We start from the raw sequence: 22,369 nt of genomic DNA on the forward strand, positions 1-22,369 counted from the left end.
CGGTCCCGGAGCCGGGCATGCCCGTCGCCGGGCTGCGTCCCGCCGAGGGCCGAGGCGGCGGCGCGGCCGACCTCCTCGTCCGCAACGCGAAGGTGTTCACCGGGGACCCCCGCCGGCCGGAGGCCCGTGCGGTCGCCGTCCGCGACGGCCTGGTCCTGGCCCTCGGCGACGACCACGACCTGGCCCCTCTCGTGGGCCCCGCGACCCGGGTCGTGGACGCACTCGGCCGCCGGGTGGTGCCCGGCCTGAACGACTCGCACCTCCACGTCGTCCGCGGCGGACTGCACTACGTGCTGGAGCTGCGCTGGGACGGGGTGCGCAGCCTGCGCCGGGCGCTGGAGATGCTGCGCGAGCAGGCCGGCCGGACGCCCCGGGGCCAGTGGATCCGGGTCGTCGGCGGCTGGACCCCCGAGCAGTTCGCCGAGCGCCGGATGCCCACCGTGGCCGAGCTGAACGCCGCCGCGCCCGACACCCCCGTCTTCGTCCTGCACCTGTACCAGTCGGCCCTGATGAACCGGGCCGCCGTACGGGCCGCCGGGTACACCCGCGACACCCCCGACCCGCGCGGCGGGCAGATCGTCCGCGGCCGGGACGGCGAGCCGACCGGCGTGCTGCTGGCGGCCCCCGGCGCACTCGTCCTGTACTCCACCCTCGCCAAGGCCCCGGTGCTGGACGCGGCCGACCGGCGCACCTCCACCCGCCACTTCCTCAAGGAGCTCAACCGTTTCGGCCTCACCTCGGCCCTCGACGCCGCGGGAGGCTTCCAGAACTTCCCCGACGACTACGCGACCGTCGTGGACCTGGCCCGTTCCGGCGAACTCTCCCTGCGCATCGCCTACTACCTCTTCCCGCAGACGGCCGGGCAGGAGCTCGCCGACCTCCGGCGCTGGACGCGGACCGTCCGGCCCGGGGACGGGGACGCGTGGCTGAGGCTGGCCGGCGCCGGGGAGAACCTCACCTGGGCGGCCGCCGACTTCGAGAACTTCGCGCAGCCGCGGCCCGAGCTCGAACCCGGCTACGAGGCCGAGTTCGAGCAGGCGGTGCGGCTGCTGACCGAGAACGGCTGGGGCTTCAGGCTGCACGCCACCTATGACGAGACCATCCGCCGCGACCTGGCGGTCTTCGAGAAGCTGGCCGCGGAGGGCCTCTTCCCGGCGGCCGGCGAACGGTGGCTGTTCGACCACGCCGAGACCGTCTCCGACCACAGCCTGGACCGGATCGCCGCCCTCGGCGGGGCGGTCTCCGTGCAGAACCGGATGTCCTTCCAGGGAACCGCCTTCGCCGCCCGGTACGGGTACCGGGCGGCCCACCGGACCCCGCCGGTCCGGGCCATGCTGGAGCGCGGTCTGACCGTCGCCGCCGGGACCGACGCCACCCGCGTGTCCTCGTACAACCCGTGGGTGTCGCTGCACTGGCTGGTGACCGGCCGCACCGTCGGCGGTACGGCCCTCTACCCGGCCGCGAACCTGCTCGGCCGCGAGGAGGCGCTCGAGCTGTACACCCGGGGCGGAGCGCGGCTGACCGGGGAGGACGGCGTCAAGGGGATGCTGCGCGAGGGGTACTACGCCGACCTGGCCGTCCTCTCGCAGGACTACTTCGCCGTCCCCGAGGCCGCCATCCCCGACATCGAGTCGGTGCTCACCGTCGTCGGCGGGCGCATCGTCCACGCGGAGGCCGAGCACGCGGGCCTCGACGAGCCGCTCCCGCCGGTCGTTCCGCGCTGGAGCCCCGTCGCGCACTTCGGCGGGTACGCGGCGGCCGGCGCCCGGCAGGCCGAGGCGATGGCGGAGGTCGCCGCGGAGTCGGAGCAGCACCGCCGATGGCGCGCGGCACAGGACGGCGACGGCAGCGGCCGGCCCCCGGCGGACCCCGTCGACCCGTGCTTCGCGCACTGAGCGGGGAGGTCGGACCCATGAGCGAGGAGCTCCCCGACCCGGCCGGCCGCCGCTTCGAGCCGGACCTGCGCGCCATGACGCGGATCAACCTGCACCCCGTCGCCTCGCCGATGCCGCTCGGCTTCTTCACCGTGGCGATCGCGTCCGTGATGACGGGCTGCCTGCAACTCGGCGTGTTCGACGCCTCCGCCCGGCGGGCGGTCGCCTTCTGCGTGCTGCCCGCCTTCGCCCTCCAGTTCCTGGTCGCCGTGCTCGCCTTCGGGGCCCGGGACGTGATCGCGGCGACCCTGATGGGCACGTTCGCCGGCAGCTGGCTGGCGTACGCGCTGGTCATGGGGAGCGGTGCGGCCGAGGGCCCGGAGGTGCTCGGCGTGTTCAACCTCGCGTTCCTGTGCTTCGGCGCCCTGATGGCGGCGGTGACCCGGCCCAAACGCGCCCTGTGGCTCGTCCTGGTGGTCTCGCTGCCCCGCTGGGCGGCCGGGGGCCTGGCCGGCGTCACCGGGGCGGAATGGCTCACGCGTACGGCGGGGGCCCTCGGGATCGTGGTGGCGCTGGTCTGCGCGTACACGGCGTTCGCGCTGCTGCTGGAGGACGTGCGCGGCGAGGAGGTGCTGCCGCTCGGCCGCAGCGGGCCGGCGCACCGCGCGGTCGAGGGGGACCTGGCCGTGCAGCTGCGGAACCTGGAGCGGCAGGCGGGCGTGCGCCGCACGCTGTGAGCCGGGGCCCGGTCCCGGCGGCCGGTCAGCCCCGGCCGCCGCGAGGGGCGGTCGCCTGCCACTCCCGCGGGGACATCCCGTACGCCGCCCGGAAGGCCCGGCTGAAGTGGGAGGGGCTCACGAAGCCCCAGCGCTGGGCCACCGCCGCCACCGCCGGCGAGGCACCGCGGGGGCGGGCCAGCTCCCGCCGGCACCGCTCCAGCCGTTCGCGGTGGATCCAGCGGCCCACCGTGGTCCCGTCGGCACGGAAGAGCTTGTGCAGGTAGCGCACCGAGACGTGGTGCGCGGCCGCGATCCGCTCGGGCGAGAGGCCGGGGTCGCCGAGGTTGCGCAGGACGTACTCCTTGATCCGGGCGAGCATCCCCCGCGCCGCCTCCGGGGCCCGCGGGTCGAGCCGGCCCTGGCGCTCGCGGACGAGGACCGCGAGCAGGTCGGTGGCGGTCAGGGCGAGCCGGTGGCCCGTGTACGCGTCGAACCCGGCGGCCTGCTCGGCGAGCCGGTCGAGATGGCCGGCGACGAGCGCGGAGGTTCCGGAGCTCCCGCTGAACAGGGTGCCGGTGACCGCCCGCAGGTCGCCGTCCGTGACGCCGAGCTCGGCCTTCGGTACCCGGAACGCCGTGAAGCGGAAGTCCGCGGGCTGCTCGCGGCGGTAGGGCCGGCCGGCGTCCGAACAGGTGAACGTGCCGGGCCCGATCAGGGCCTGGCGCCCGTCCTGGGTGAGGCGGCCGGTGCCGCGCTGCTGGAGGGTGACGGTCAGGTATTCGCCGCCGCCCTGGGAGATGCGGCGTGCGCTGCGCGAGACGGTCTGCGGGCCTGCCTCGACCACGGAGATCTGGAGCGGCCCGAGCCGATGGGTCGAGATGGTGCCGGCCGAGGGCACCGGCTCGTGGAGTTCGACGTCGAGCGGGACGAAGGTGTCGGACACCAGGTCGTGCCAGTAGTCGGCGCGCTGGGAGGGCGGCAGCGGTGAGGTGGACAGGACGACGGGCATGGGGACTCCGGGTGCGGTGCAGAGCGGTGCGGGTTCTGCTCCCACTCTCGGACCGGGCGGCGGCGCGGCCATCCGTCACATGACTTGCGTCGTGACGGGGCCCGCGGCGCCGCGCCGGTTCCCGCCCGGTCCTCAGTCGCCCGGCTCCTGTGCGACGACGTCGCGCAGCTGGCTGCGGGCGGTCACGCCCAGGACGGGGAAGGCCTGGTAGAGGTGGGTCCCGACGGTCCGCGGCGACAGGAAGAGCCGCTCGCCGATCTCCCGGTTGGTCAGGCCCTGCGCCGCCAGCCGGACGATCCGCTGCCGTTGCGGGGTGAGGGAGCGCAGGGCGCTGGGCCGCGCCGACTCGACGGCGACGCCCGCCGCCCGCAGCTCGGCCTCGGCCCGCGCCCCCCAGTGGACGGCTCCGAGGCCGTCGAAGACCTCCCGGGCCTTGGTCAGGGCGGCGCGGGCCTCGGCGATCCGCCGCTGGCGGCGCAGCCATTCGCCGTACTCCAGCCACAGCTGGCCGCGTTCGAAGGGCCAGCGCTGTCCGGCCGGGTCCTCCAGGGCCTCGGCGAAGAGGGCGCCGGCGCCGGCCGGTTCGGCGAGGAGCGCGGCGGCCCGCAAGAGGATCTGCCGCAGCCGGGGCGAGGCGCCGTCGCCGACCTCGGCGGTGACCCGTTCGAGTGCGGTACGGGCCTCCCCGGCGTGGCCGGTGAGCACGGCGGCGGCCGCGAGGTCGGCGACGGCGTAGCAGGACAGGTGGTAGTGGAGCGGCGCCCCCGAGCCGTCGAACAGCGCGGCCAGGTGCCGGTGGGCGGAGGCGTGGTCGCCGAGGGCCATGGCCGCGAAGGCGGCGGCCCGGCGGGCACGGACGGTGGTGGCGAGCGCGTGGGCCGGTTCGGTGACGGCGAGGACGGCGGTGGTGTGCCGCAGGGCCGCCCCGGGCTCCCCCGTCAGGGCGCACAGGGTGGCGAGGACGGCGAGGGCCCGGACGGAGCCGAGGTTGCGCCGGCCGTCCAGGAAGCGGCCCGCGAGCCGTTCGACGCCGAGCCGGGCGTCCGCCCAGCGGCCGGCGTCGAGGTTGGCCAGGGCGAGGTCGGCGGCGGTCGTCCCGGCGTGGAAGTCGGCGGCGTCCTCCCACTGCGGGTTGACCACCTCGCCGAGCAGGGACACCGCGGTCTCGGTCTCGTCGAGCAGCATGCTCAGGACGCCGAGGGTGTGCTTGAGGGTGGGGAGCAGGCCCGGGGCGGTGGTCAGCGCGGGCAGGTGGCCGCGCACCGTGTTCCCGTACCGGTACGGGTCCGTGGCGCCGAGGTCCCACAGGTGGAAGGGGTGGGCGGCCGTGCCCCCGTCGTCGCCGCGCGCCGCCAGCATCGGTCTGATCCGCTCGCGCTGGGCGGGTATCCCCGAGTGGTAGACGATGCCCGTCGCGATGGTGGAGACGCCCTCGTCGATGCGCTCCGCGCCGGGCAGCCCGTCCGGCACGACCAGGCAGAACGCGCGTTCCATGCGCAGCATCAGCATTTCGACCAGCCCGCAGAAGGCGGAGATCCACCGGGTGGCCTCCGGGTCGCCGTCGGACCGGGAGGCCCGGGCGGCCAGCCGTTCCGCCCGGTCGACGTCGCCGACCACGATCGCGGCGTAGGCGGCGGTGGCCAGCAGCCGGGTCCGCTCGTCGGCGGACGGGTTCAGCTGTGCGGAGCGCTCCAGTGCGGCCAGGGCCTCGGCGACGGCGCCGCGGCCCATCGCGCGCGTGGCGGCGTCCTCCAGGGCGGTGGAGACCGCGGCGTCGGGTGCCACGGCGGCGGCCGACAGCTGCCAGGCGCGGCGGTCGGGGTCGGCGCCGAGGGCTTCGGCGAGGGCCAGGTGGACCCGGCGCCGTTCGGCGAACGGGGCCGCCCCGTAGATCGCCGACCGGACGAGGGGGTGGTGGAAGTCGACGCGGTCGGCGTGGACCCGTACCAGTCCCGCCCGCTCGGCCGGCTGCCAGACGTCGACGGGGGACCCGGGCTCCAGCGCGGCCTGGACGTCGGACAGGCCGGCGCCCTCGGCGGCCGCGGCGACCAGCAGGGCCTCGCGCGTGGCGGCGGGCAGTTCGTCGACGCGGGCGGCGAAGGTCCGTTCCAGCAGGTCGGTGACGGGGACGGGAGCCGTGGCCGGGAGGCCGCCGTCGCGCGCCGCCGACCGGGCCAGCTCGACGAGGGCGAGGGGGTTGCCCGCGGCGGTGGCGAGGACGTGGCGCCGGATCGGGCCGGCCGGCGGGTGCGGCTGGGCGCTGAGCAGCTCCTCCGCCTCGGCGGGCGGGAGCGGGGGGACCACCAGGAGCGGGACCGAGGGGTCCAGCCAGTCCGGGTGGTGGGTGCCGCGCGCGGCGACGAGCAGGCCGATGGGCTCGCCGGCGAGGCGCCGGGCGAGGAAGCCGAGCACCTGGCGGCTGCCGTGGTCGAGCCACTGGGCGTCGTCGACGGCGAGCAGGAGCCGGCCGGTCGAGGCGGTCTGCGAGGCGAGGGTGAGGACGGCCAGGCTCATCATCATGAGGTCGGGCGGGGCCGGGTCGTCCCCCAGGCCGAAGGCGGCGAGCAGGGCGGCGCGCTGACGGGCCGGCAGTACGTCGGCGCCGTCGAGGACGGGCAGCAGGAGCTGGTGCAGGCCGGCGAAGGCGAGCTCGGCCTCGGCGGCGTTGCCGCGCACCCGCAGGACCCGGGTGCCCTCGCGCACGGCGTCGGCGACGGTGGCGTCCAGCAGCAGGGTCTTTCCGACGCCGGGCTCCCCGAGCAGGAGCAGCGACGCGGTGGCCGCGCGGGGTGAGAGTGCCGCGGCGATGAACGCCCGTTCTTCCTGACGTCCGATCAACACTGGACTCCCGTAGACCCTTTGTACGCGGTGGTGCGGTCCGTCCCGGCCGGGCGGGCGGACGGGGCGGGCATGTGCCGGAGCATAGTCGCAGCGCGTGCGGGGGCGCATTCCGCAGGGTCGGCGCCGGGGGCCGCCGCCGGCCGGAGATCCTCCGGCGGCGGCCCCCGGTTCCTCAGTGCCCTTCCCGTTCGAAGGTGCGCAGGAGGTCGGCCGCGACGCCCACGGCGATCGCGGCGGGTTCCTTGCCGGTGATCTCCGTCATCCCGATCGGGGTCTTGATGCGGTCGATGGCCGCGTCGTCGTGGCCGCCCTCGGTGGACAGGCGGTGGCGGAACCTGGACCATTTGGCGGCCGAGCCGATCAGTCCGATCGTGCCCAGGCCCTCGGTGCGCAGGGCCGCGTCGCACAGGGCGGCGTCCTCCGCGTGGTCATGGGTCATGATCAGGACGTGGGTGCCGGGTGCCAGGTCGGCGAGCACCTCCTCCGGGAGCAGCGGGGTGTGGTGGACGTGGACCTGCGCCACCGCGTCCCCGAGCACGGCGAGCCGCTCCTCGGCGAGCTGGCCCGGGCGGCTGTCCACCAGGTGCAGGTCGAGGTCGAAGCGGGCCAGGATGCGGGCCAGTTCCAGTCCGACGTGCCCGACGCCGAAGACCGCCACCGCCGGGACCACCGGCAGGGGTTCGAGCAGCACCGAGACGGCGCCGCCGCAGCACTGCACACCGTGCCGGCCGGTGACCTTGTCGTTGAGGGCGAACTCCATCAGCTCCGGCTCCGCGTCGGGGGTGCCGATCACCTCGCGGGCCCGGTCGACGGCGACGGCCTCGATGTTGCCGCCGCCGATCGAGCCCCAGGTGCCGTCCCGCCCGACGACGAGTTTGGCGCCGGCCTTGCGGGGTGCGTGGCCGCGCACGGTCGCGACGGTCACGAGCGCGCCGGGTTCCCGGCGGGCCCGCAACCGCGCGACCGCGGCCACCCAGGTCATGTCAGGCATGGCCCGCAACGCTCGCGCCGGTACGGGCCGCGGTCCCGGCGCGGGCCGCTTCGACCGCCCAGAACACCGCTTCCGGGGTCGCGGGGGAGGCCAGTTCCACACAGGTCCCCGCGGGTCCGAAGGCCGCGGCGGCCTGGCGCAGCGCTTCGCGCACCGAGAACGCCAGCATCAGCGGGGGCTCGCCGACCGCCTTCGAGCCGTAGACCGCCCCCTCCTCGGTGGCGTTCTGCAGCAGCGTGACGTTGAACTCCTCGGGCATCTCCGAGAAGCTCGGCAGCTTGTAGGTGCTCGCGGCCCGGGTCAGCAGCCGGCCGCGGTGCGGGCCGTCCCCGGTGTCCCAGCGCATGTCCTCCAGCGTCAGCCATCCCGCGCCCTGGACGAAGCCGCCCTCGACCTGGCCGATGTCGATCAGCGGGGACAGGCTGTCGCCGACGTCGTGCACGATGTCCACCCGCCGGATGCGGTAGGCGCCGGTGAACCCGTCCACCTCCACCTCGGCGGCGGCCGCGCCGTGGGCGAAGTACTTGAACGGCGAGCCCCTGAAGGCCTTCGCGTCCCAGTGCAGCCCCTCGGTGCGGTAGAAGCCGGCCGCCGACAGCTGGACCCGCTGGAGGTAGGCGGTGCGCACCAGGTCGTCCCAGGCGAGCTCGCGGTCGTCGCCGAGGACGCGGGCGACGCCCTCGACGATGCGCACGTCCGAGGCGTTCGCGCCCAGCCGCGTGCCGGCCACCTCCAGGAGCCGGCCGCGCAGCTGCTCGCAGGCGTTCTTGACCGCCGCGCCGTTGAGGTCCGCGCCGGCGCTGGCCGCGGTGGCGGAGGTGTTGGGCACCTTGTCGGTGCGCGTCGGTGCCAGCCGCACCTTGTGCAGCGGGATGCCGAGGGTGGTCGCGGCGACCTGGATCATCTTGGTGTGCAGGCCCTGGCCCATCTCGGTACCGCCGTGGTTGATCAGGACCGAGCCGTCCTTGTAGATCAGCACCAGCGCGCCGCCCTGGTTGAAGGCGGTGAGGTTGAACGAGATGCCGAACTTGATGCCGGTGAGCGCCAGGCCCCGCTTGGTGTGCGGATGCGCGGCGTTGAAGGCGGCGATCTCCCGGCGCCGGTCGGCGATCGCGCCGTTCTCCTTGACCTGTTCCCAGACGGCGGAGATCCGTTCGGGCTGGGTGACCGGCTGCCCGTAGGGCGTGTGCTGGCCCTCGCGGTAGAAGTTGCGCTCCCGCAGCTCCGTCGGGTCCAGGCCGAGGAGGGGGGCGCAGCGGCCCATGATGTCCTCGATCACCAGCATGCCCTGGGGTCCGCCGAAGCCGCGGAAGGCGGTGTTGGAGACCTTGTTGGTCCGGGCGATCCGGCCGGCGATGCGCGCGTGGGGGATCCAGTAGGTGTTGTCGATGTGGCACAGCGCGCGGGCCACCACCGGCTCGGACAGGTCCAGGCTCCAGCCGCCGTCCGCGGTCAGGGTGGCGTCCAGGGCCCGGATGCGCCCCTCGGCGTCGAAGCCGATCTTCCAGGAGGCGTGGAACCCGTGCCGCTTCCCGGACATGGTCAGGTCCTGGGTCCGGTTGAGCCGTACCCGGACGGGCCGGCCGGTGAGCCGGGCGCCGAGGGCGGCGACGGCCGCGAACCCGTGCGGCTGCATCTCCTTGCCGCCGAAGCCGCCGCCCATCCGCAGGCACTGCACGGTCACCTCGTGGCTGTGCAGCCCGAGGACGTGGGCGACGATCTCCTGGGTCTCCGAGGGGTGCTGGGTGCTGCTCTGGACGAAGACCTGTCCGGCCTCGTCGATGTGGGCGAGCGCCGCGTGGGTCTCCAGGTAGAAGTGCTCCTGCTCGGAGAACCGGAACTCGCCGGTGAACACGTGGGCGGAGTCGGCGAATCCGGCGTCGACGTCGCCGGCCAGCATCACGGGGCGGGCGCCGTGGAAGCTCTCGGCGGCGATCGCCTCCGACAGGGTGACCAGCGAGGGCAGTTCGTCGAGTTCCACCTCGACGGCGGCCGCGCCGAGCCGGGCGGCCTCCAGGGTCTCGCCGAGCACCCAGGCGACGGCGTGGCCGTGGAACATGACCGTGTCGGGGAAGAGCGGCTCGTCGTGCTTCATTCCGGCGTCGTTGACACCGGGCACGTCGGCGGCGGTCAGGACGCGGACCACGCCGGGGACGTCGAGCGCGGGCGCGGTGCGCAGGGCGGTGATCCTGCCGTGGGCCTTCATCACCTGGACCGGGTGGGCGTGCAGGACGTCCTTGGTGCGGTGGATCAGGTCGTCGGTGTAGAGGGCGGCGCCGGTGACGTGCAGGGCGGCGCTCTCGTGCGGCAGCGGGAGCCCGACGGCGGGCTTCTCGGGGCGCTGGGACAGGTGGCTCACGACGACACCGCCCCGGTGTGCTGTGCGTACAGTTTCAGCAGGCTCCGGCCGAGCACGGCCGAGCGGTACCCGGCGCTGGCGCGGTGGTCGTCCATCGGCGTGCCCTCGGCCTCCAGTACCCGGGCCGCGGCCTCGACGGTGTCCGCCGTCCAGGCCCGGCCCTCCAGGGCGGCCTCGGCGGCGAGGGCGCGGACCGGGGTGGCGGCCACGCCGCCCAGGCCGATGCGCGCCTTGCGGACGGTCCCGTCCCGGACGTCGAGCGCGAAGGCGACCGCGACGCTGGAGATGTCGTCGAAGCGCCGTTTGGCGATCTTGTGGAAGGCCGTGACCGGGGACAGCGGCAGCGGGACGCGCACGGAGAGGATCAGTTCGCCGGCGCGGCGCACGCTCTGCCGGTAGCCGGTGAAGTAGTCGCTGAGGGGGACCTCGCGCCGGCCGTCGCCGTCGGCGAGCACCACCGACGCCTCCAGCGCGAGCAGGACCGGCGGACTGTCGCCGATGGGCGAGCCGGTGCCCAGGTTCCCGCCGAGGGTGGCGCTGTTTCGGATGAGCCGGGAGGCGAACAGGGGGAACAGCTCGGCGAGGAGCGGGACCCTGCCGTCGAGGCGGCGTTCGACCTCGGTGAGGGTCAGTGCCGCGCCGATCTCGATGTGGTCGGACGCGACGTGCAGGGTGCGCAGTTCGGGCAGCCGGTCGACGGCGATCACGCAAGGGGCCCGGCGGGAGCGGATGTTGACCTCCACGCCCCAGTCGGTGCTTCCGGCGACGACGACTGCCTCGGGGCGCTCGCGCAGCAGCCGCAGCGCCCCGTCCAGGGTGGCCGGCCGCAGGAACGCGCTGTCGTCCCGGGTGTAGGCGGTGGCGACCGGTGCGGGCGGGGACTGCTCGCGGCGCTGTGCGAGGGGGTCGTCCCCGGTGGGGGTGCCGACGGCGAACGCGGCGTCGCGGATGGGGCGGTAGCCGGTGCAGCGGCAGAGGTTCCCGCTCAGCGCGTGCAGGTCGAAGCCGTTCGGGCCGTGCTCGGGATCGGCGCCGTCGGCCGGCCCGTCGTGGGCGCAGCGGCCGGGGCGGTAGTACTCGGCGGCCATGCTGCACACGAACCCGGGCGTGCAGTAGCCGCATTGGGAGCCGCCGCGGACCGCCATCTCCTCCTGTACGGGGTGCAGGACGGGCGGGGTGCCGGGCCCGCCGGCGGTGGCGAGGCCTTCGGACGTGACGACCTCCTGGCCGTCGAGTGCCGCGGCCGGGATGAGGCAGGCGTTGACCGCCACCCAGTCGGTGGGCTTGTCCACGCCGGGCCGGGCCACCAGGACCGAACAGGCGCCGCACTCTCCTTCGGCACAGCCCTCCTTGGTGCCGGTGAGGCCGCGTTCGCGCAGGAAGTCCAGCACCGTGGTGTGGGGGGAGGCGGGCTCGATCGGGGTCTCGCTGCCGTTGACGGTGATCCGCGCCGCTACCATCGCACACCCTCGATTCGGAACATAAAGGGCATGATTGTTCTAGTCGCCATATTTCAGGAGCTTTCTCTTTCGGTGGCGCCGCTCTGACGACCCGCGGAGCGCATGCCGGCACACGACGGCGCACCGCGGGCGGAGGGGAGGAAAAGGGGGAGCCCGGGGCCGCGATCGGGCGCACCGGGAGGAGGGGGCCGTTCAGCAGCCGTGTGCTACACGGCCGGGAGCCCAGGCGACCTCGTGGGCGGGGCGCAGCGGTACGGAGGGGGTGGACATCCGACGTCGCCTCCTTGCCCGGTCTCACGAGTCGTTGCGCCCGAAGCTACGTCGCCGCCGGTTGATCGGTCAAGCAGTGTCCACGGCGTGGCGCCGCCGCCGCGGAGGGGTCAGGGGCCGGTCTCGAAGGCAGGGGCCCGCAGGCCCTTGAGGCACGCGGTGTCCGGGGCCGTCGGGTTGTCGAGGAAGGAGCCGGTGATCGTCCGCGCGCACTTCGAGGTCGCGAAGACCACGTGCGGCTCGTACGGGACCGTGACGACGGTGGCCCGGGGCAGGGTGCGGGCGACGTACGGGCCGTTGTCCGCGCCCGTCTGGGCGTCGAAGCCGCCGGACAGGGCGAGGGTGGGGATGTCGCTGCGGGTGGCGTCGCGGATCGAGGGCGGGGCGGCGGGGACGTTCCAGGCCTTGCAGTCCGGGCGCAGGAAGGCCAGCTGCGGGGCCTGCTCCTGGACCGAGGGCGGGAACGCCGGGTAGGCCCTCCGGCCGCCTTCGAGCGCCTGGGCCCTGGTCTCGTACGGGGTCCACTCGCTGCAGAAGACGCCGTAGACGAGTCCGTGCGAGACGCTCCCGACGGCCTGGGGGGCGAGCCTCCAGCCCGCCCACTGCCGGGCGATCCGCTCCGGCTTGCCGTGGGCCAGCTCGTCGAGGGAGCGGGGCACCCCTTCCGCGGCATGGGTGGCGGTGGTCAGCCAGGTCACCAGGGCCGAGCCGTCCAGGACGACCTTCACCGGCTCCGGGTGTCCGGGGACGGTGACGGTGGTGGTCACCGGCCTGGCCTCCAGTTCGCGGACGAGGCGTTCGAAGGTGGCGGACAGGTTCGGATAGCGGCGGTTGCAGGCCGGCTGCTGCGCGCAGGCCTTGAACAGGCCGTCGAAGCCCTGCCGGGCGCTGCTCCACGCCGCGGCCGAACCTCCCCTGGAGGGGGGCAGGATGCCGTCGAGGCCGACCGACCGGATGCCTTCGGGGTGCAGGCGCATGGTGGCGAGCGCCAGGTGGGTTCCGTAGGAGATCCCGAAGAGGTTCCACTCCTTGACGCCCAGGGCGGAGCGCAGGTCCGCGTAGTCGGCGGCGCTCTCGACGTCGTTGTAGGCGCCGAGGTCGGCCCCGGTGGCCGCCAGCTTGTCCCGGCAGGCCTTCGTCGCGTCGACGTGGGCGCGCTCGGTGGACGGGTCGTCGGCGACGAGGCCGATCACGCGTGCGTTGAACTCGTCGATGTTGGGACACAGGAGCGCCGGGTCGGCCGAGTACGTGCCGCGCTGGGACATGAAGACGACGTCGCGGTCGCGGTTGAGGCCGCCGTCGATCGCCATCCTGGCCTCCCCGACGGCGTCGTCGCCGGGGCCGCCGGCGAGCCAGACGACCGGGTCGGGTCGGGGTGTGGCCGAGGCGGCCGGGACGACCGCCACCCCGAGCCTGATCCTCCGCCCGTCCGGTGCGGCGCGGTTCTCGGGGACGGTGAGCGTGCCGCAGCGGGCCCCTTCGAGTTCGGCGATCGGCTGCTGCGTCCGGGGGCACGGGCCCGGCTCGTAGTGGGCGTCGCCCGCCGTCCCGGCGACCGTTCCCAGCGCTCCGGCGCCGGCGGACGGGGTGGGGGTGTCCTGCGCGTCGGCGGGCAGCGCGAGCAGGCCGGTGACGAGGATCCCGGTCGCCACCAGGGTCGGCGCGGTGCGCTGCCGCCGCACCGTACGGCGGCGGGGATCGCGGTGGGGAGCCATCTGCCCTCCCGGCTGCTCGGTCACTTCGGGGTGATCGTGAAGGGTTCCCACCCGAGGCCCGCCACGCATCCGGTGTCGGGCGCGGCGGGACGGGCGAGGAAGGACGCCAGCACCTTCTGGGCGCAGGGCGACTGCGGGACCGCCCAGTGTCCGATGCCGGGGATGCGGACGATGGTGGAGTGGGGCAGCGTCCGGGCGGTCTTCTGCGCCCAGCTCGCCCCGGTCTTCATGTCGAAGGTCCCGTTGACGAAGAGCACGGGCACCGGGCTGGAGGTGGCCACCCGCTGGACGGCGGTGCGGTCCGGCACCTTCCAGATGCGGCACATCTGTTCCTGGAAGGCCAGTTGGGGTGCCTGCGCCTGCACCGGTTCCGGCCAGTCGGGGAAGGCCCGGCGGCCCGCGTCCAGCACGTCGGACGCCGAGTGGCCCGGCACCCATTCGGCGCACACCACGGACTGCGTCAGGCCGTGAGCGGTCTGGCCGGCCTCTTCGACCGAACCGGCGGCGCGGGCCCGGGCGAAGCGCTCGGGACGCCCGCGGGCGAGTTCGTCGATCGCCGCCGGGACGTCGGCGAACGGAATCGCCTTGGCGACCAGTACGTTCAGCAGTGCGCCGCCGTCCAGGACGACCTTCACCGGGTCCCCGCCCTGCGGCGGCCGGACGTTCAGCGTCAGCGGCCGGGCGTCCAGCTTGCGCACCTGCTCGTTCAGGGTGCGTTCGAGGTCCGGGTAGCGGCTCTTGCAGCGGGGCTCGGCCGCGCAGGCCTCGTAGATGTTGTCGAGCCCCTCGCGGGCGCTCGCCCAGGCGAACGGGAGGGAGACGGACTGCGGCGGGGTGACCGAGTCGAGCGCCACCGCGCGGATTCCCCGGGGGTGGAGGCGCAGGTAGGTCAGGGCCAGGTCGCTGCCGTAGGAATGGCCGTAGACGTTCCACTGCTCGATGCCCAGCGCGGTGCGCAGGTCGGCGAAGTCCGCCGCGTTCTCCGTGCTGTTGTAGGCGCTCAGGTCGACCCCGTGGGCCGTCAGGCGGTCCCGGCAGCGCTTCACCGCATCGGCCATCAGCCGCTGCGTCGAGGGTGCGTAGGACGGGAGCCCCACGGACGCGGCGTAGAAGCGGTCGAGTTCCGGGCAGGCGAGGCCGGGCGTGTCGTAGAGGTTGCCGCGCTGGGCCATGACGATCAGATCCCGGTCCCGGTTCAGGCCGGAGGAGACCAGGAACGGGATGTCGTCGAACGTCTCACCGCCGGGACCTCCCGACATGAACACCACGGGGTCCCGGGCGGGCTTCGCCGAGACGGCCGGAACGACCGCCACCGCCAGCTTGACGGTCCGCCCTCCGGGACGGGCGCGGTTCTCGGGAACCTCCAGGGTGCCGCATCTGGCGGTGCTCAGCGCTTGGACCGGCTCGGGCGTCTTCGGGCAGGGCCCCGGCACGAACCGCGCGGGGGTGGCCGGACCGGGTCCTGCAGCCCCTGCGGGCGTCGGCGCGGCGCCGCCCGCTGCCGGACCGAAGGCCCCGAGGCAGAGCAGTGCGGCTGCGGCCGCGGCGTTCAGGGGCATGGTCATGCGATCCCGTTCCTCTGCCGGACACCTGCTTCCGGATCCGCGGCTGCCCGTCCGCCGCGGGCGGCGCCGTGGCGGACGGGGCGGAACGTACCTTTCGACGGTACCCGGCGGCCGGTACCCGTGCACGCGGACGGCGGTGGGCCGCCGGTGACGTGGCACGTCACCGGCGGCCCACCCCCCGTCCGCCCCCTACGGCACCGGCTGCTGCTGGGTCACGCAGTGGATCCCACCGCCGCCCGTGCCCAGGCGGTCGATGTTGAGCTGCTCGATCGTGCGGCCCGGGTAGAGCCGGGCCAGGGTGGCCCGGGCCGCCGTGTCGGCGCGGGTGTCGCCGAAGTGGGCCGAGATGACGGCCCCGTTGCAGAGGTAGTAGTTGGCGTACGAGGCGAGGAAGTCCCGGTTCGTCGAGCGGATCTTGTTGTAGTCGGGGCCCTGGATCTGCTCGACGGCCATGCGCGTGCCGTCGGCGGCCGTGGCGGCGGACAGGACCTGGTACTGCCGGCGGGCGTCCTTGGCGTAGGCGTCGGTGTCCGTGGCCAGGGGCATCTGGACCGCGGCCCGGCCGGGGGCGAGGAAGCGGGAGGTCGCGTCCACGTGGTCGTCGGTGATGTCCTGACCGACCACGCCGTCGAACCAGATGACCTTGGAGGCCCCGTAGGCGGTGCGCAGGGCCGCCTCGATCTGCGTCTGCGAGACGCCCGGGTTGCGGTTCTTGTTGACGAGGCTGCTGCGGGTGGCCATCAGGGTGCCCGCGCCGTCCTGCTCGACCGCGCCGCCCTCCCCCACCACTCCGGCGGCGGTGAAGGGGACCCCGGCGTAGGCGGCGATCCGGCCGGCGACCAGGGCGTCGCGGGCGTGGGTCTGCTTGTTGCCCCAGCCGTTGAAGTTCAGGCCGACGGCGTCGAGGCCGCCGGCCCCGTCGGTGCGGAAGACCGGTCCGCTGTCGCGCATCCAGCAGTCGTCGACCGGGATCGAGGTGAGGACGGTGACGGTCGGACCGGCGAGGGAGCGGGCCTTGGCGGCGCTCGCCGAGTTGGCGCAGAGGTAGACGGGTTCGTACCTGGCGATGGTCCGGGCGATCAGGGCGATGTCCGACTGGACCCCGGCGAGCGCGCCGCCCCAGATGGAGCTGCTGTCGGGGAAGGCCATCCACGTGCGGGTGTGGCGGACGTCCTCGGCCGGTACGCGGAAGGTGCCCGCGGCGGCGGGGCGGGCGGCGGAGGCGGCCCGGGCGAGCCCCCCGGACGCCGCGAGGCCGGCGGCGGCGATCCCGGCGGCGGCCGCCGTCAGGAATCTGCGCCGGCCCAGGGCCCCGCCCTCGGGCCGGTTCACCATGTGGTCGTTCATGACGGTTCCTCCCATGCTCCAACTCCCCACGCTTTCGGCGGGGTTGGCCGGAAAGCTAGAACTGGCCAAGCGCTCGGTCAAGAGTTGCGGCAGGGTTCTTCCGGCGGATCCGGGAAAGCCCCAGGTCGCGTGGTGGAGGCTGGTTAGAGTGACGCCCATGGCAGCTTCCGCGCAGCGTTCCGAGGTCCCGCCCGCCCCACCCGCGCGGGCCGCCCGCCCGCGTGCCTCGGCGAAGGGCGAGCAGACCCGGGCGCGGCTGATCGCCGCCGCGCGGACCCTGCTCGCCGGAGAGCCGGGCGAGCGGTTCACCACGCGCAACGTGGCCGCGCTGAGCGGGGTTTCGCACGGGATGTGCCACTACCACTTCCAGGACCGCACCGATCTGGTCCTGGCGGTCGTCGCGGACATCCACCCCGAGTGGATCACCCCGCTGGAGGAGGCCGTGTCCGGCCCCGGAACGTTCGCGGAGCGGGCCGAGCGGGTGGTCGGGCTGCTGGGCCGGCCCGAGGGCGCGGAGCTCTCGCGCCTCCACTCCGCGCTGCACTGGCACGCGCTGAACGACTCCCGGGTGAGGGTGGTGCTGGACGCCGAGTACCGGCGCTGGCGGGCCTGTTTCGTCGCCCTGTTCCAGGTACTGGCCGACGAGCGCGGCGGGGCGCTGGACCCCCGCCCGCTGGGACTGGCCGTGGCCGCGGCCGTGGACGGACTGGCGGCCATGGAGTCCCTGGGAGCCGACGACGGAGCCGACGGCGGAGCCGTCCCGGGCGACGGCGGCGAGCCGGTCCTGCGGACCTTGATCCGCACGCTCGCCGCCGGCGCCTGAGCCCCCCGCTCCCCCGTTTCCCCCTGTTCCCCCGTCTAGAGCGCCCTGCGGGCCGCGGCGATCGCCTCTGGGTCCCAGCCCGGCCGCGGCACCGACTCCAGGAGCAGCCTGGTGTACGCGTGCCGGGGCGCGGCGAGCACCTCGGCGGTGGCCCCCGCTTCGACGATGCGGCCGTGGCGCATCACGACGATCTCGTCGGTGACGCACCGGACGACGCCGAGGTCGTGGGTGATGAAGAGGTACCCGACGCGGGTCTGCTCCCTGATGTCGGCGAGCAGGTTGAGGATCTGCGCCTGCACCGAGACGTCGAGGGCGGCGACGGCCTCGTCCAGGACGAGGACGGCCGGTTCGACGGCCAGGGCCCGGGCGATGGCCACGCGCTGGCGCTGGCCCCCGGACAACTGCCGGGGCAGGGCGTCGGCGGCCCGGGTGCCCAGGCCGACCTGGTCCAGCAGCTCGCCGACGCGCCGGGTGTGGTCGCGGCCGGGGAAGTGCAGGCCGAGCGGTTCTCGCAGGGCCTGCTCGACGGTCGTACGGGGGTCGAGGGACAGGTACGGGTCCTGGAAGACCATCTGGACCTCGCGGGCGCGGGCCAGTCGGCGGGCCCGGCCGCGTCCGGTGCCCGCAGCGGTCCGGGACCGGCCGCCGACCAGGACCTCGCCGGCGTCGGCCCGCTCCAGGCCGACGACGATCCGGGCCGTGGTGGTCTTGCCGGAGCCGGACTCCCCCACGATCCCCAGCGAGCCTCCCGCCCGGAGGGCGAAGGACACGTCGTCCACGGCGCGCACGGCCCCGTAGGAGCGGTGCAGTCCCCTGACCTCCAGTACGTCCCGTACGTCATCCACGTCATCGGGCATCGACGGCGCTCCCTTCGAGCCGGTCGCTGTGGTGGCAGGCGGCCCGGTGCTCCGGGCGGTCGGGGGCGGCGGCCGGCAGCGGGGCCCGCTCGTCGCAGACCTCCGTGGCGAGCGGGCAGCGCGCGGCGAAGGCGCAGCCGGACAGCTCCCGGCGCAGGTCGGGCGGCTGGCCGGCGATCGCGGCGAGCCGCCCCCGGGGGCCGTCCATGCGCGGGGTGGAGGCGAGGAGGGCCGCCGTGTAGGGGTGGCGGGGGCGGGCGAAGAGGGCCTCGGCGGGGCCGGTCTCGGCGATCCGTCCGGCGTACATGACGTAGACCCGGTCGCTGATGGCGGCGGCGAGGTCGAGGTCGTGGGTGACGAACAGCAGTCCGGTGCCGAAGCGTTCGCGCAGTGCGGCCAGCAGGGCGATGACCTCGGCCTGGCTGGTGACGTCGAGCGCCGTGGTCGGCTCGTCGGCCAGCAGCAGCGCGGGGTCCCCCATCAGGGCCGCCGCGATGACGACCCGTTGCAGCATGCCGCCGGAGACCTGGCCGGGGTACTTGCGCAGGACGGACGCGTCCAGGCCGACGGCCCCCAGGAGTTCGGCGGCCCGCGCGGCGGCCCCGTCGCGTCCCATCGCGCCGGTGAGGGTGACGCCCTCGGTGAGGAAGTCGCCGATCCGGCGCAGCGGGTTGACGGCGGCGCGCGGGTCCTGGAAGACCATGGCCGCCGTGCCGGACCGTACGGCGCGCAGTGCGGCGGCGTCCAGCGTGAGGACGTCCCGGCCGCCGACGCGCACCTCGCCCTCGACGGCGGCGCCGGGCGGCAGCAGGCGCAGGGCGCTGCGGGAGGTGAGGGACTTGCCGGAGCCCGACTCGCCGACGAGGGCGACGGTCTCGCCGCTCCCGACGGTGAGGTCGATCCCGTCGAGGACGGGCCGGGCGGTGCCGGGCAGGGTGATCCTCAGGCCCCGGACGTCGAGCGCGGGGCCGGGCGCGGCTGCGGGTGCGGGTGCGGCAGACGGGTGGGGTGTTCTCATCGGTCTCTCCTGGCGACGAGGTCCGCCCAGCGCTCGCCCACCACGTTGAAGGCGACCACGGTCAGCACGATGACGGCGCAGGGCAGGACCGCGGACAGCGGGTAGCCGTGCTGGATGGCGGTCTGTCCGTCGAAGACCATGCGGCCCCAGTCGGGCGTGAGCGCGGGGACGCCGAGTCCGAGGAAGGACAGTCCGGCGAGGTCCATCAGGGCGTAGCCGAAGTTGATGGCGGACTGGGCGAGGACGACGGGGGCGATGTTGGGCAGGACGTGGCGCAGGCAGATCTGGAGGGCGGAGTGGCCCTGGACCCGGTAGGAGCTGACGTACGGCCGGGCCCGTTCGGCCAGGACCAGGGAGCGGGTGAGGCGGCTGACGTAGGGCGTGTAGGCCACGGCGAGGGCGAGGACCGGGGCGAGCAGCCCCTCGCCGTGGACGGAGATGATCAGGATGGCGAGCAGCATGCCGGGGAAGGCGAAGACCAGCTCCGTGCTGCGGGAGAGGACCGAGTCGAGCCAGCCGCCGCGCCAGGCCGCCGCCGTGCCGATGGCGATGCCCGCGACGGTGGAGAAGACGACGACGCCGAGCGGTCCCAGCAGGGAGGTCCGGGCGCCGAGCACCAGCCGGGAGAGGGTGTCGCGGCCGGCGGCGTCCACGCCGAAGGGGTGTGCGGCGGAGGGCGCGGCAAGCGCGTCGCCCAGGTCGACCGTGTTGGGGTCGTGGGGGGCGAGCCAGGGTGCGAGCAGGGCGGCGAGGACGACGACGGCGACCAGCGCCAGGCAGGCGAGGTGGAGCGGGGAGCCTGCCGCGCGGATCCGGGCGAGGCCGGGCCTGCGGGTCGGTACGGCGGTCACGCGGCGGCCCTTCTGGATCCGAGGGTGACCCGGGGGTCGACGAGGGGCAGGGCCAGGTCCACGAGCAGGTTCACGGTCATGAAGAGGGCGACGATGATCAGCGATATGGCCTGGACGGTCGGGAAGTCCTTGGTGGTGGTGGACAGTTCGAGGAGCTGTCCGATCCCGCCGACGCTGAAGGCGGTCTCGACGAGGATGGTGCACACCAGCAGCGTGGAGACGATCAGGCCGCCGGTGGTCAGGACGGTGCCCAGCGAGTTGCGGAAGACGTGCCGGCGGATGACCTGGCGTTCGGGGACGCCGCGGCTGCGGGCGACGGTGACGTGCTCGCTGTCGAGGGCTTCGAGCATGGCGGAGCGGGTGACCCGGGCGAGCATGCCGATCAGGTACAGCGCGAGGGCGACCGAGGGCAGGACGAGGTGCCGTACCAGGTCCCCGAAGCCGCCCTCGCCCGTACCGCTGCTGGGGAACCAGCCGAGGTCGACGGCGAACAGGCCCTGGAGGAGGACCGCCGCGACGAAGGAGGGGGTGCCGACGGCGAGGGTCGTGGTGACGAGGATCGCGGAGTCGGCTGCCCCGCCGCGGACGGCGGCGATCCGGCCGAGGAGCAGGCCGGCCGCGACGACCACGACGAGCGACATCGCGATCAGCACCAGGGTGGTGGGCAGCCGGTCGGCGAGCAGGCGGGAGACGTCGGTGCGGTAGGTGATCGACCGGCCGAAGTCCCCGTGCAGGACGTCGCCCAGCCAGCGCAGGTAGCGGACGAGGAAGGGGTCGTCCAGGTGGTACTGGGCGTTGATCGCGGCGAGGGCCTCCGGGGAGGCGGAGCGGCCGGCGAGCAGGAAGCTCGCCGGGTTGCCCGGTGCCAGGTACAGGGCCCCGAAGACGACGAACGAGGCGACGAGCAGGGTGGCGGCCATCTCCGCCACCCGTCGTACGGCGAATCTGAGGAAGCTCACTGCGCGGCCCCCACGTCGGCGGCCCACGGGTGGTACATGTACGAGATGGTGGTGGGGGCGCCGGTGATCCGCTTGTTCATGAACAGAGCGGTGGGCCACTCGGCGACGGGGATCCACAGGAGCTGTTCGGACGCCTGGTGCTGGAGCCTGGCGGCGATGTCCATGCGCTCCTCCGTCGGGTAGACCGCGGTGGCCTGGTCGACGAGGCGGTCGTACTCGGGGTCGCTGTAGCCGCCGAAGTTGAGGTAGGCGCCGGTCTTGAAGTTGACCAGCAGGTCGAGCGGGTCGGTGATCGAGTCGTAGTAGGTGAGCGGGAACATGTCGATGCCCTCGCGCGCCTGGGGGTCGGTGAACAGGGCGGTGAAGGCGTTCGGGGCGATCGTCTTCAGCCGGATGTCCAGGCCGATCCGCGTACCGGCCGCCTGGACGGCGGTGGCGAGGAGGGAGACGTCCTGGCCGATGGAGCTGGTGGCGACGGTCAGCGTCTTGCCGGTGGCCCCGGCCTCCTTGATCAGGGCCGTGGCCTTCTCGATGTCCTGGCCGGTGGGCGGCAGGCCGTCGAAGGCGGTCTTCAGGGTGCGCTCGGGCGCGGCGGCCCAGGCGGCGTGGGTGGTGAGGGAGTTGGTGACGGTGCCGGCGCCGCCGAGTCCGGCCTTGACGAAGCCGGTGCGGTCGAGGGCCAGGGACAGGGCCCGGCGGACGCGGATGTCGCCGAGGGGGCCCTTCATGTCGGTGATGTTGACGTTGACCGTGCTGAGGCCCTCGCCGAAGAAGAGCGTCCCGGTCCCGCTGTCGCGCAGCCGGGCGTAGCTCTCGGTGGGGATCAGGTAGCCGCCGTCGGCCTCCCCGCTGAGCAGGGCGTTGGTGCGCGCGGAGGGGTCGGTCAGGATGCGGAAGACGGCCTTCTTCGACTTGGCCCTGGGGCCGCGGTAGCCGTCGAAGCGGTCCAGCTCGATCGACTGGCCCTTGTTCCACGGGCCGAGCTTGAACGGGCCGGTGCAGCCGAGGTCGCCGGTGGTGCCGTAGTCCTTGCCGGCGGCCTCGACGGTGGCCTTGGAGGCCACCACGCCGGCGGCGGTGGCCATGTACTGGGGGAACTGGGAGTCGGGCTTCTTGAGCTTGACGGTGACCTGGAGCGGGCCGGTCTTGGTGACGGCGGCGACGTTCTGGAACACCTGGGCCCAGGCGGCGGCGTTCTCCGGGTCCATCTGCCGGGCGAGGCTGAAGACGGCGTCGTCGGCGGTCATCTCCCGGCCGTCGTGGAAGCGGACGCCGGGGCGCAGGTCGTAGACCCAGGTGGTGGGGTCGGGGTTGGTCGCCTGCCGGGCGAGGCCGGGCTCCGTGGTGAGGGACGGGGTCCAGCGCATGAGGCTCTCGCACACGTTGGAGAGCAAGGTGTTCTGCGGGTAGTCGAAGGCCGCCGTGTAGTCGAGGGTGGGCGGTTCGGCGTAGACGGCCCAGGTGAAGGAGTCGATCTCGCCGCGGGCCTCCGGGGTGGACGGCGACAGCTTGACGTCGGTGACGCCGCCCGCCTTGTCCTTGGGCGGGCCGGAGCAGGCGGAGAGGAGGGCGCAGGAGGTCAGGACGGCGGTGAGGGCGGCCGCCGCGCGCAGGCGCAGGCGTCTGCCCGTGCGGGGTGGGGAGCTGGTCATCGTCGCGCTCTTTCGTTCCGTGAGGGTCGGGGGGAGGAGCGGGCGGACCGCCGGGGCGG

At 74.4% G+C, this 22,369-nt stretch carries 16 protein-coding genes; 3 read left to right on the forward strand and 13 right to left on the reverse strand.

From position 1 onward, the window contains the following. Positions 1–17 precede the first annotated feature (17 nt). Positions 18–1,895: an amidohydrolase gene (locus AB0469_RS06385; RefSeq protein WP_366450247.1), complete on the forward strand. Its 1,878-nt coding sequence runs from the start codon at positions 18–20 to the stop codon at positions 1,893–1,895. 17 nt (positions 1,896–1,912) lie between these two features. After that, positions 1,913–2,611, forward strand: coding sequence for a GPR1/FUN34/YaaH family transporter (locus tag AB0469_RS06390; RefSeq protein ID WP_366450182.1), 699 nt, complete (start codon positions 1,913–1,915; stop codon positions 2,609–2,611). 25 nt (positions 2,612–2,636) lie between these two features. On the opposite strand, the gene AB0469_RS06395 is transcribed toward AB0469_RS06390, so the two are convergent. The 8 genes from AB0469_RS06395 to AB0469_RS06430 form a co-directional block, all read right to left on the reverse strand. Then, positions 2,637–3,602 (reverse strand): helix-turn-helix domain-containing protein, encoded by a 966-nt coding sequence (locus tag AB0469_RS06395; protein ID WP_366450183.1) that lies wholly within the window; start codon positions 3,600–3,602, stop codon positions 2,637–2,639. Positions 3,603–3,734: 132 nt separating this feature from the next. After that, the gene (locus tag AB0469_RS06400) at positions 3,735–6,440 is read right to left on the reverse strand and encodes an AAA family ATPase (RefSeq protein ID WP_366450184.1); all 2,706 of its coding nucleotides are present in this window, start codon (positions 6,438–6,440) and stop codon (positions 3,735–3,737) included. A 175-nt stretch (positions 6,441–6,615) separates the two neighbouring features. Further along, the gene (xdhC, locus tag AB0469_RS06405; RefSeq protein ID WP_366450249.1) at positions 6,616–7,425 is read right to left on the reverse strand and encodes a xanthine dehydrogenase accessory protein XdhC; all 810 of its coding nucleotides are present in this window, start codon (positions 7,423–7,425) and stop codon (positions 6,616–6,618) included. Between the two features lies 1 nt (position 7,426). Next, positions 7,427–9,793 (reverse strand): xanthine dehydrogenase molybdopterin binding subunit, encoded by a 2,367-nt coding sequence (xdhB, locus tag AB0469_RS06410; RefSeq protein ID WP_366450185.1) that lies wholly within the window; start codon positions 9,791–9,793, stop codon positions 7,427–7,429. Continuing rightward, a complete protein-coding gene (locus tag AB0469_RS06415; protein WP_366450186.1) occupies positions 9,790–11,253 on the reverse strand; it encodes an FAD binding domain-containing protein in 1,464 nt (487 codons plus the stop codon). The genes xdhB and AB0469_RS06415 overlap by 4 nt, the downstream gene beginning before the upstream one ends. Positions 11,254–11,633: 380 nt before the next feature. Beyond that, complete coding sequence (locus AB0469_RS06420; RefSeq protein ID WP_366450187.1) at positions 11,634–13,238, reverse strand: alpha/beta hydrolase; 1,605 nt, start codon at positions 13,236–13,238, stop codon at positions 11,634–11,636. A gap of 20 nt (positions 13,239–13,258) precedes the next feature. After that, positions 13,259–14,803, reverse strand: coding sequence for an alpha/beta fold hydrolase (locus AB0469_RS06425; protein ID WP_366450188.1), 1,545 nt, complete (start codon positions 14,801–14,803; stop codon positions 13,259–13,261). Between the two features lie 189 nt (positions 14,804–14,992). Further along, complete coding sequence (locus tag AB0469_RS06430) at positions 14,993–16,150, reverse strand: agmatine deiminase family protein (protein WP_366450189.1); 1,158 nt, start codon at positions 16,148–16,150, stop codon at positions 14,993–14,995. 157 nt (positions 16,151–16,307) lie between these two features. Here AB0469_RS06430 and AB0469_RS06435 point away from each other — a divergent pair, with 157 nt between their 5' ends. Beyond that, positions 16,308–16,973 (forward strand): TetR/AcrR family transcriptional regulator, encoded by a 666-nt coding sequence (locus AB0469_RS06435; RefSeq protein ID WP_366450190.1) that lies wholly within the window; start codon positions 16,308–16,310, stop codon positions 16,971–16,973. A gap of 35 nt (positions 16,974–17,008) precedes the next feature. Here AB0469_RS06435 and AB0469_RS06440 read toward each other — a convergent pair whose 3' ends face one another. From AB0469_RS06440 to AB0469_RS06460, 5 genes are read right to left on the reverse strand one after another with little or no spacing between them, the layout of a single operon-like run. Beyond that, positions 17,009–17,830, reverse strand: coding sequence for an ATP-binding cassette domain-containing protein (locus tag AB0469_RS06440; RefSeq protein ID WP_366450191.1), 822 nt, complete (start codon positions 17,828–17,830; stop codon positions 17,009–17,011). Further along, positions 17,820–18,848, reverse strand: coding sequence for an ABC transporter ATP-binding protein (locus AB0469_RS06445; RefSeq protein WP_366450192.1), 1,029 nt, complete (start codon positions 18,846–18,848; stop codon positions 17,820–17,822). Before AB0469_RS06445 ends, AB0469_RS06440 begins: the two co-directional genes overlap by 11 nt. Continuing rightward, positions 18,845–19,699: an ABC transporter permease gene (locus AB0469_RS06450; protein WP_366450193.1), complete on the reverse strand. Its 855-nt coding sequence runs from the start codon at positions 19,697–19,699 to the stop codon at positions 18,845–18,847. Before AB0469_RS06450 ends, AB0469_RS06445 begins: the two co-directional genes overlap by 4 nt. After that, complete coding sequence (locus tag AB0469_RS06455) at positions 19,696–20,658, reverse strand: ABC transporter permease (RefSeq protein ID WP_366450194.1); 963 nt, start codon at positions 20,656–20,658, stop codon at positions 19,696–19,698. The genes AB0469_RS06450 and AB0469_RS06455 overlap by 4 nt, the downstream gene beginning before the upstream one ends. Further along, positions 20,655–22,310 carry an ABC transporter substrate-binding protein gene (locus AB0469_RS06460; protein WP_366450195.1) on the reverse strand — a complete coding sequence of 552 codons (1,656 nt, stop codon included), beginning with the start codon at positions 22,308–22,310 and terminating at the stop codon, positions 20,655–20,657. Before AB0469_RS06460 ends, AB0469_RS06455 begins: the two co-directional genes overlap by 4 nt. Positions 22,311–22,369 lie beyond the last annotated feature (59 nt).

This window comes from Streptomyces sp. NPDC093801 (assembly GCF_040701585.1).
Classification (GTDB): Bacteria; Actinomycetota; Actinomycetes; order Streptomycetales; family Streptomycetaceae; genus Streptomyces.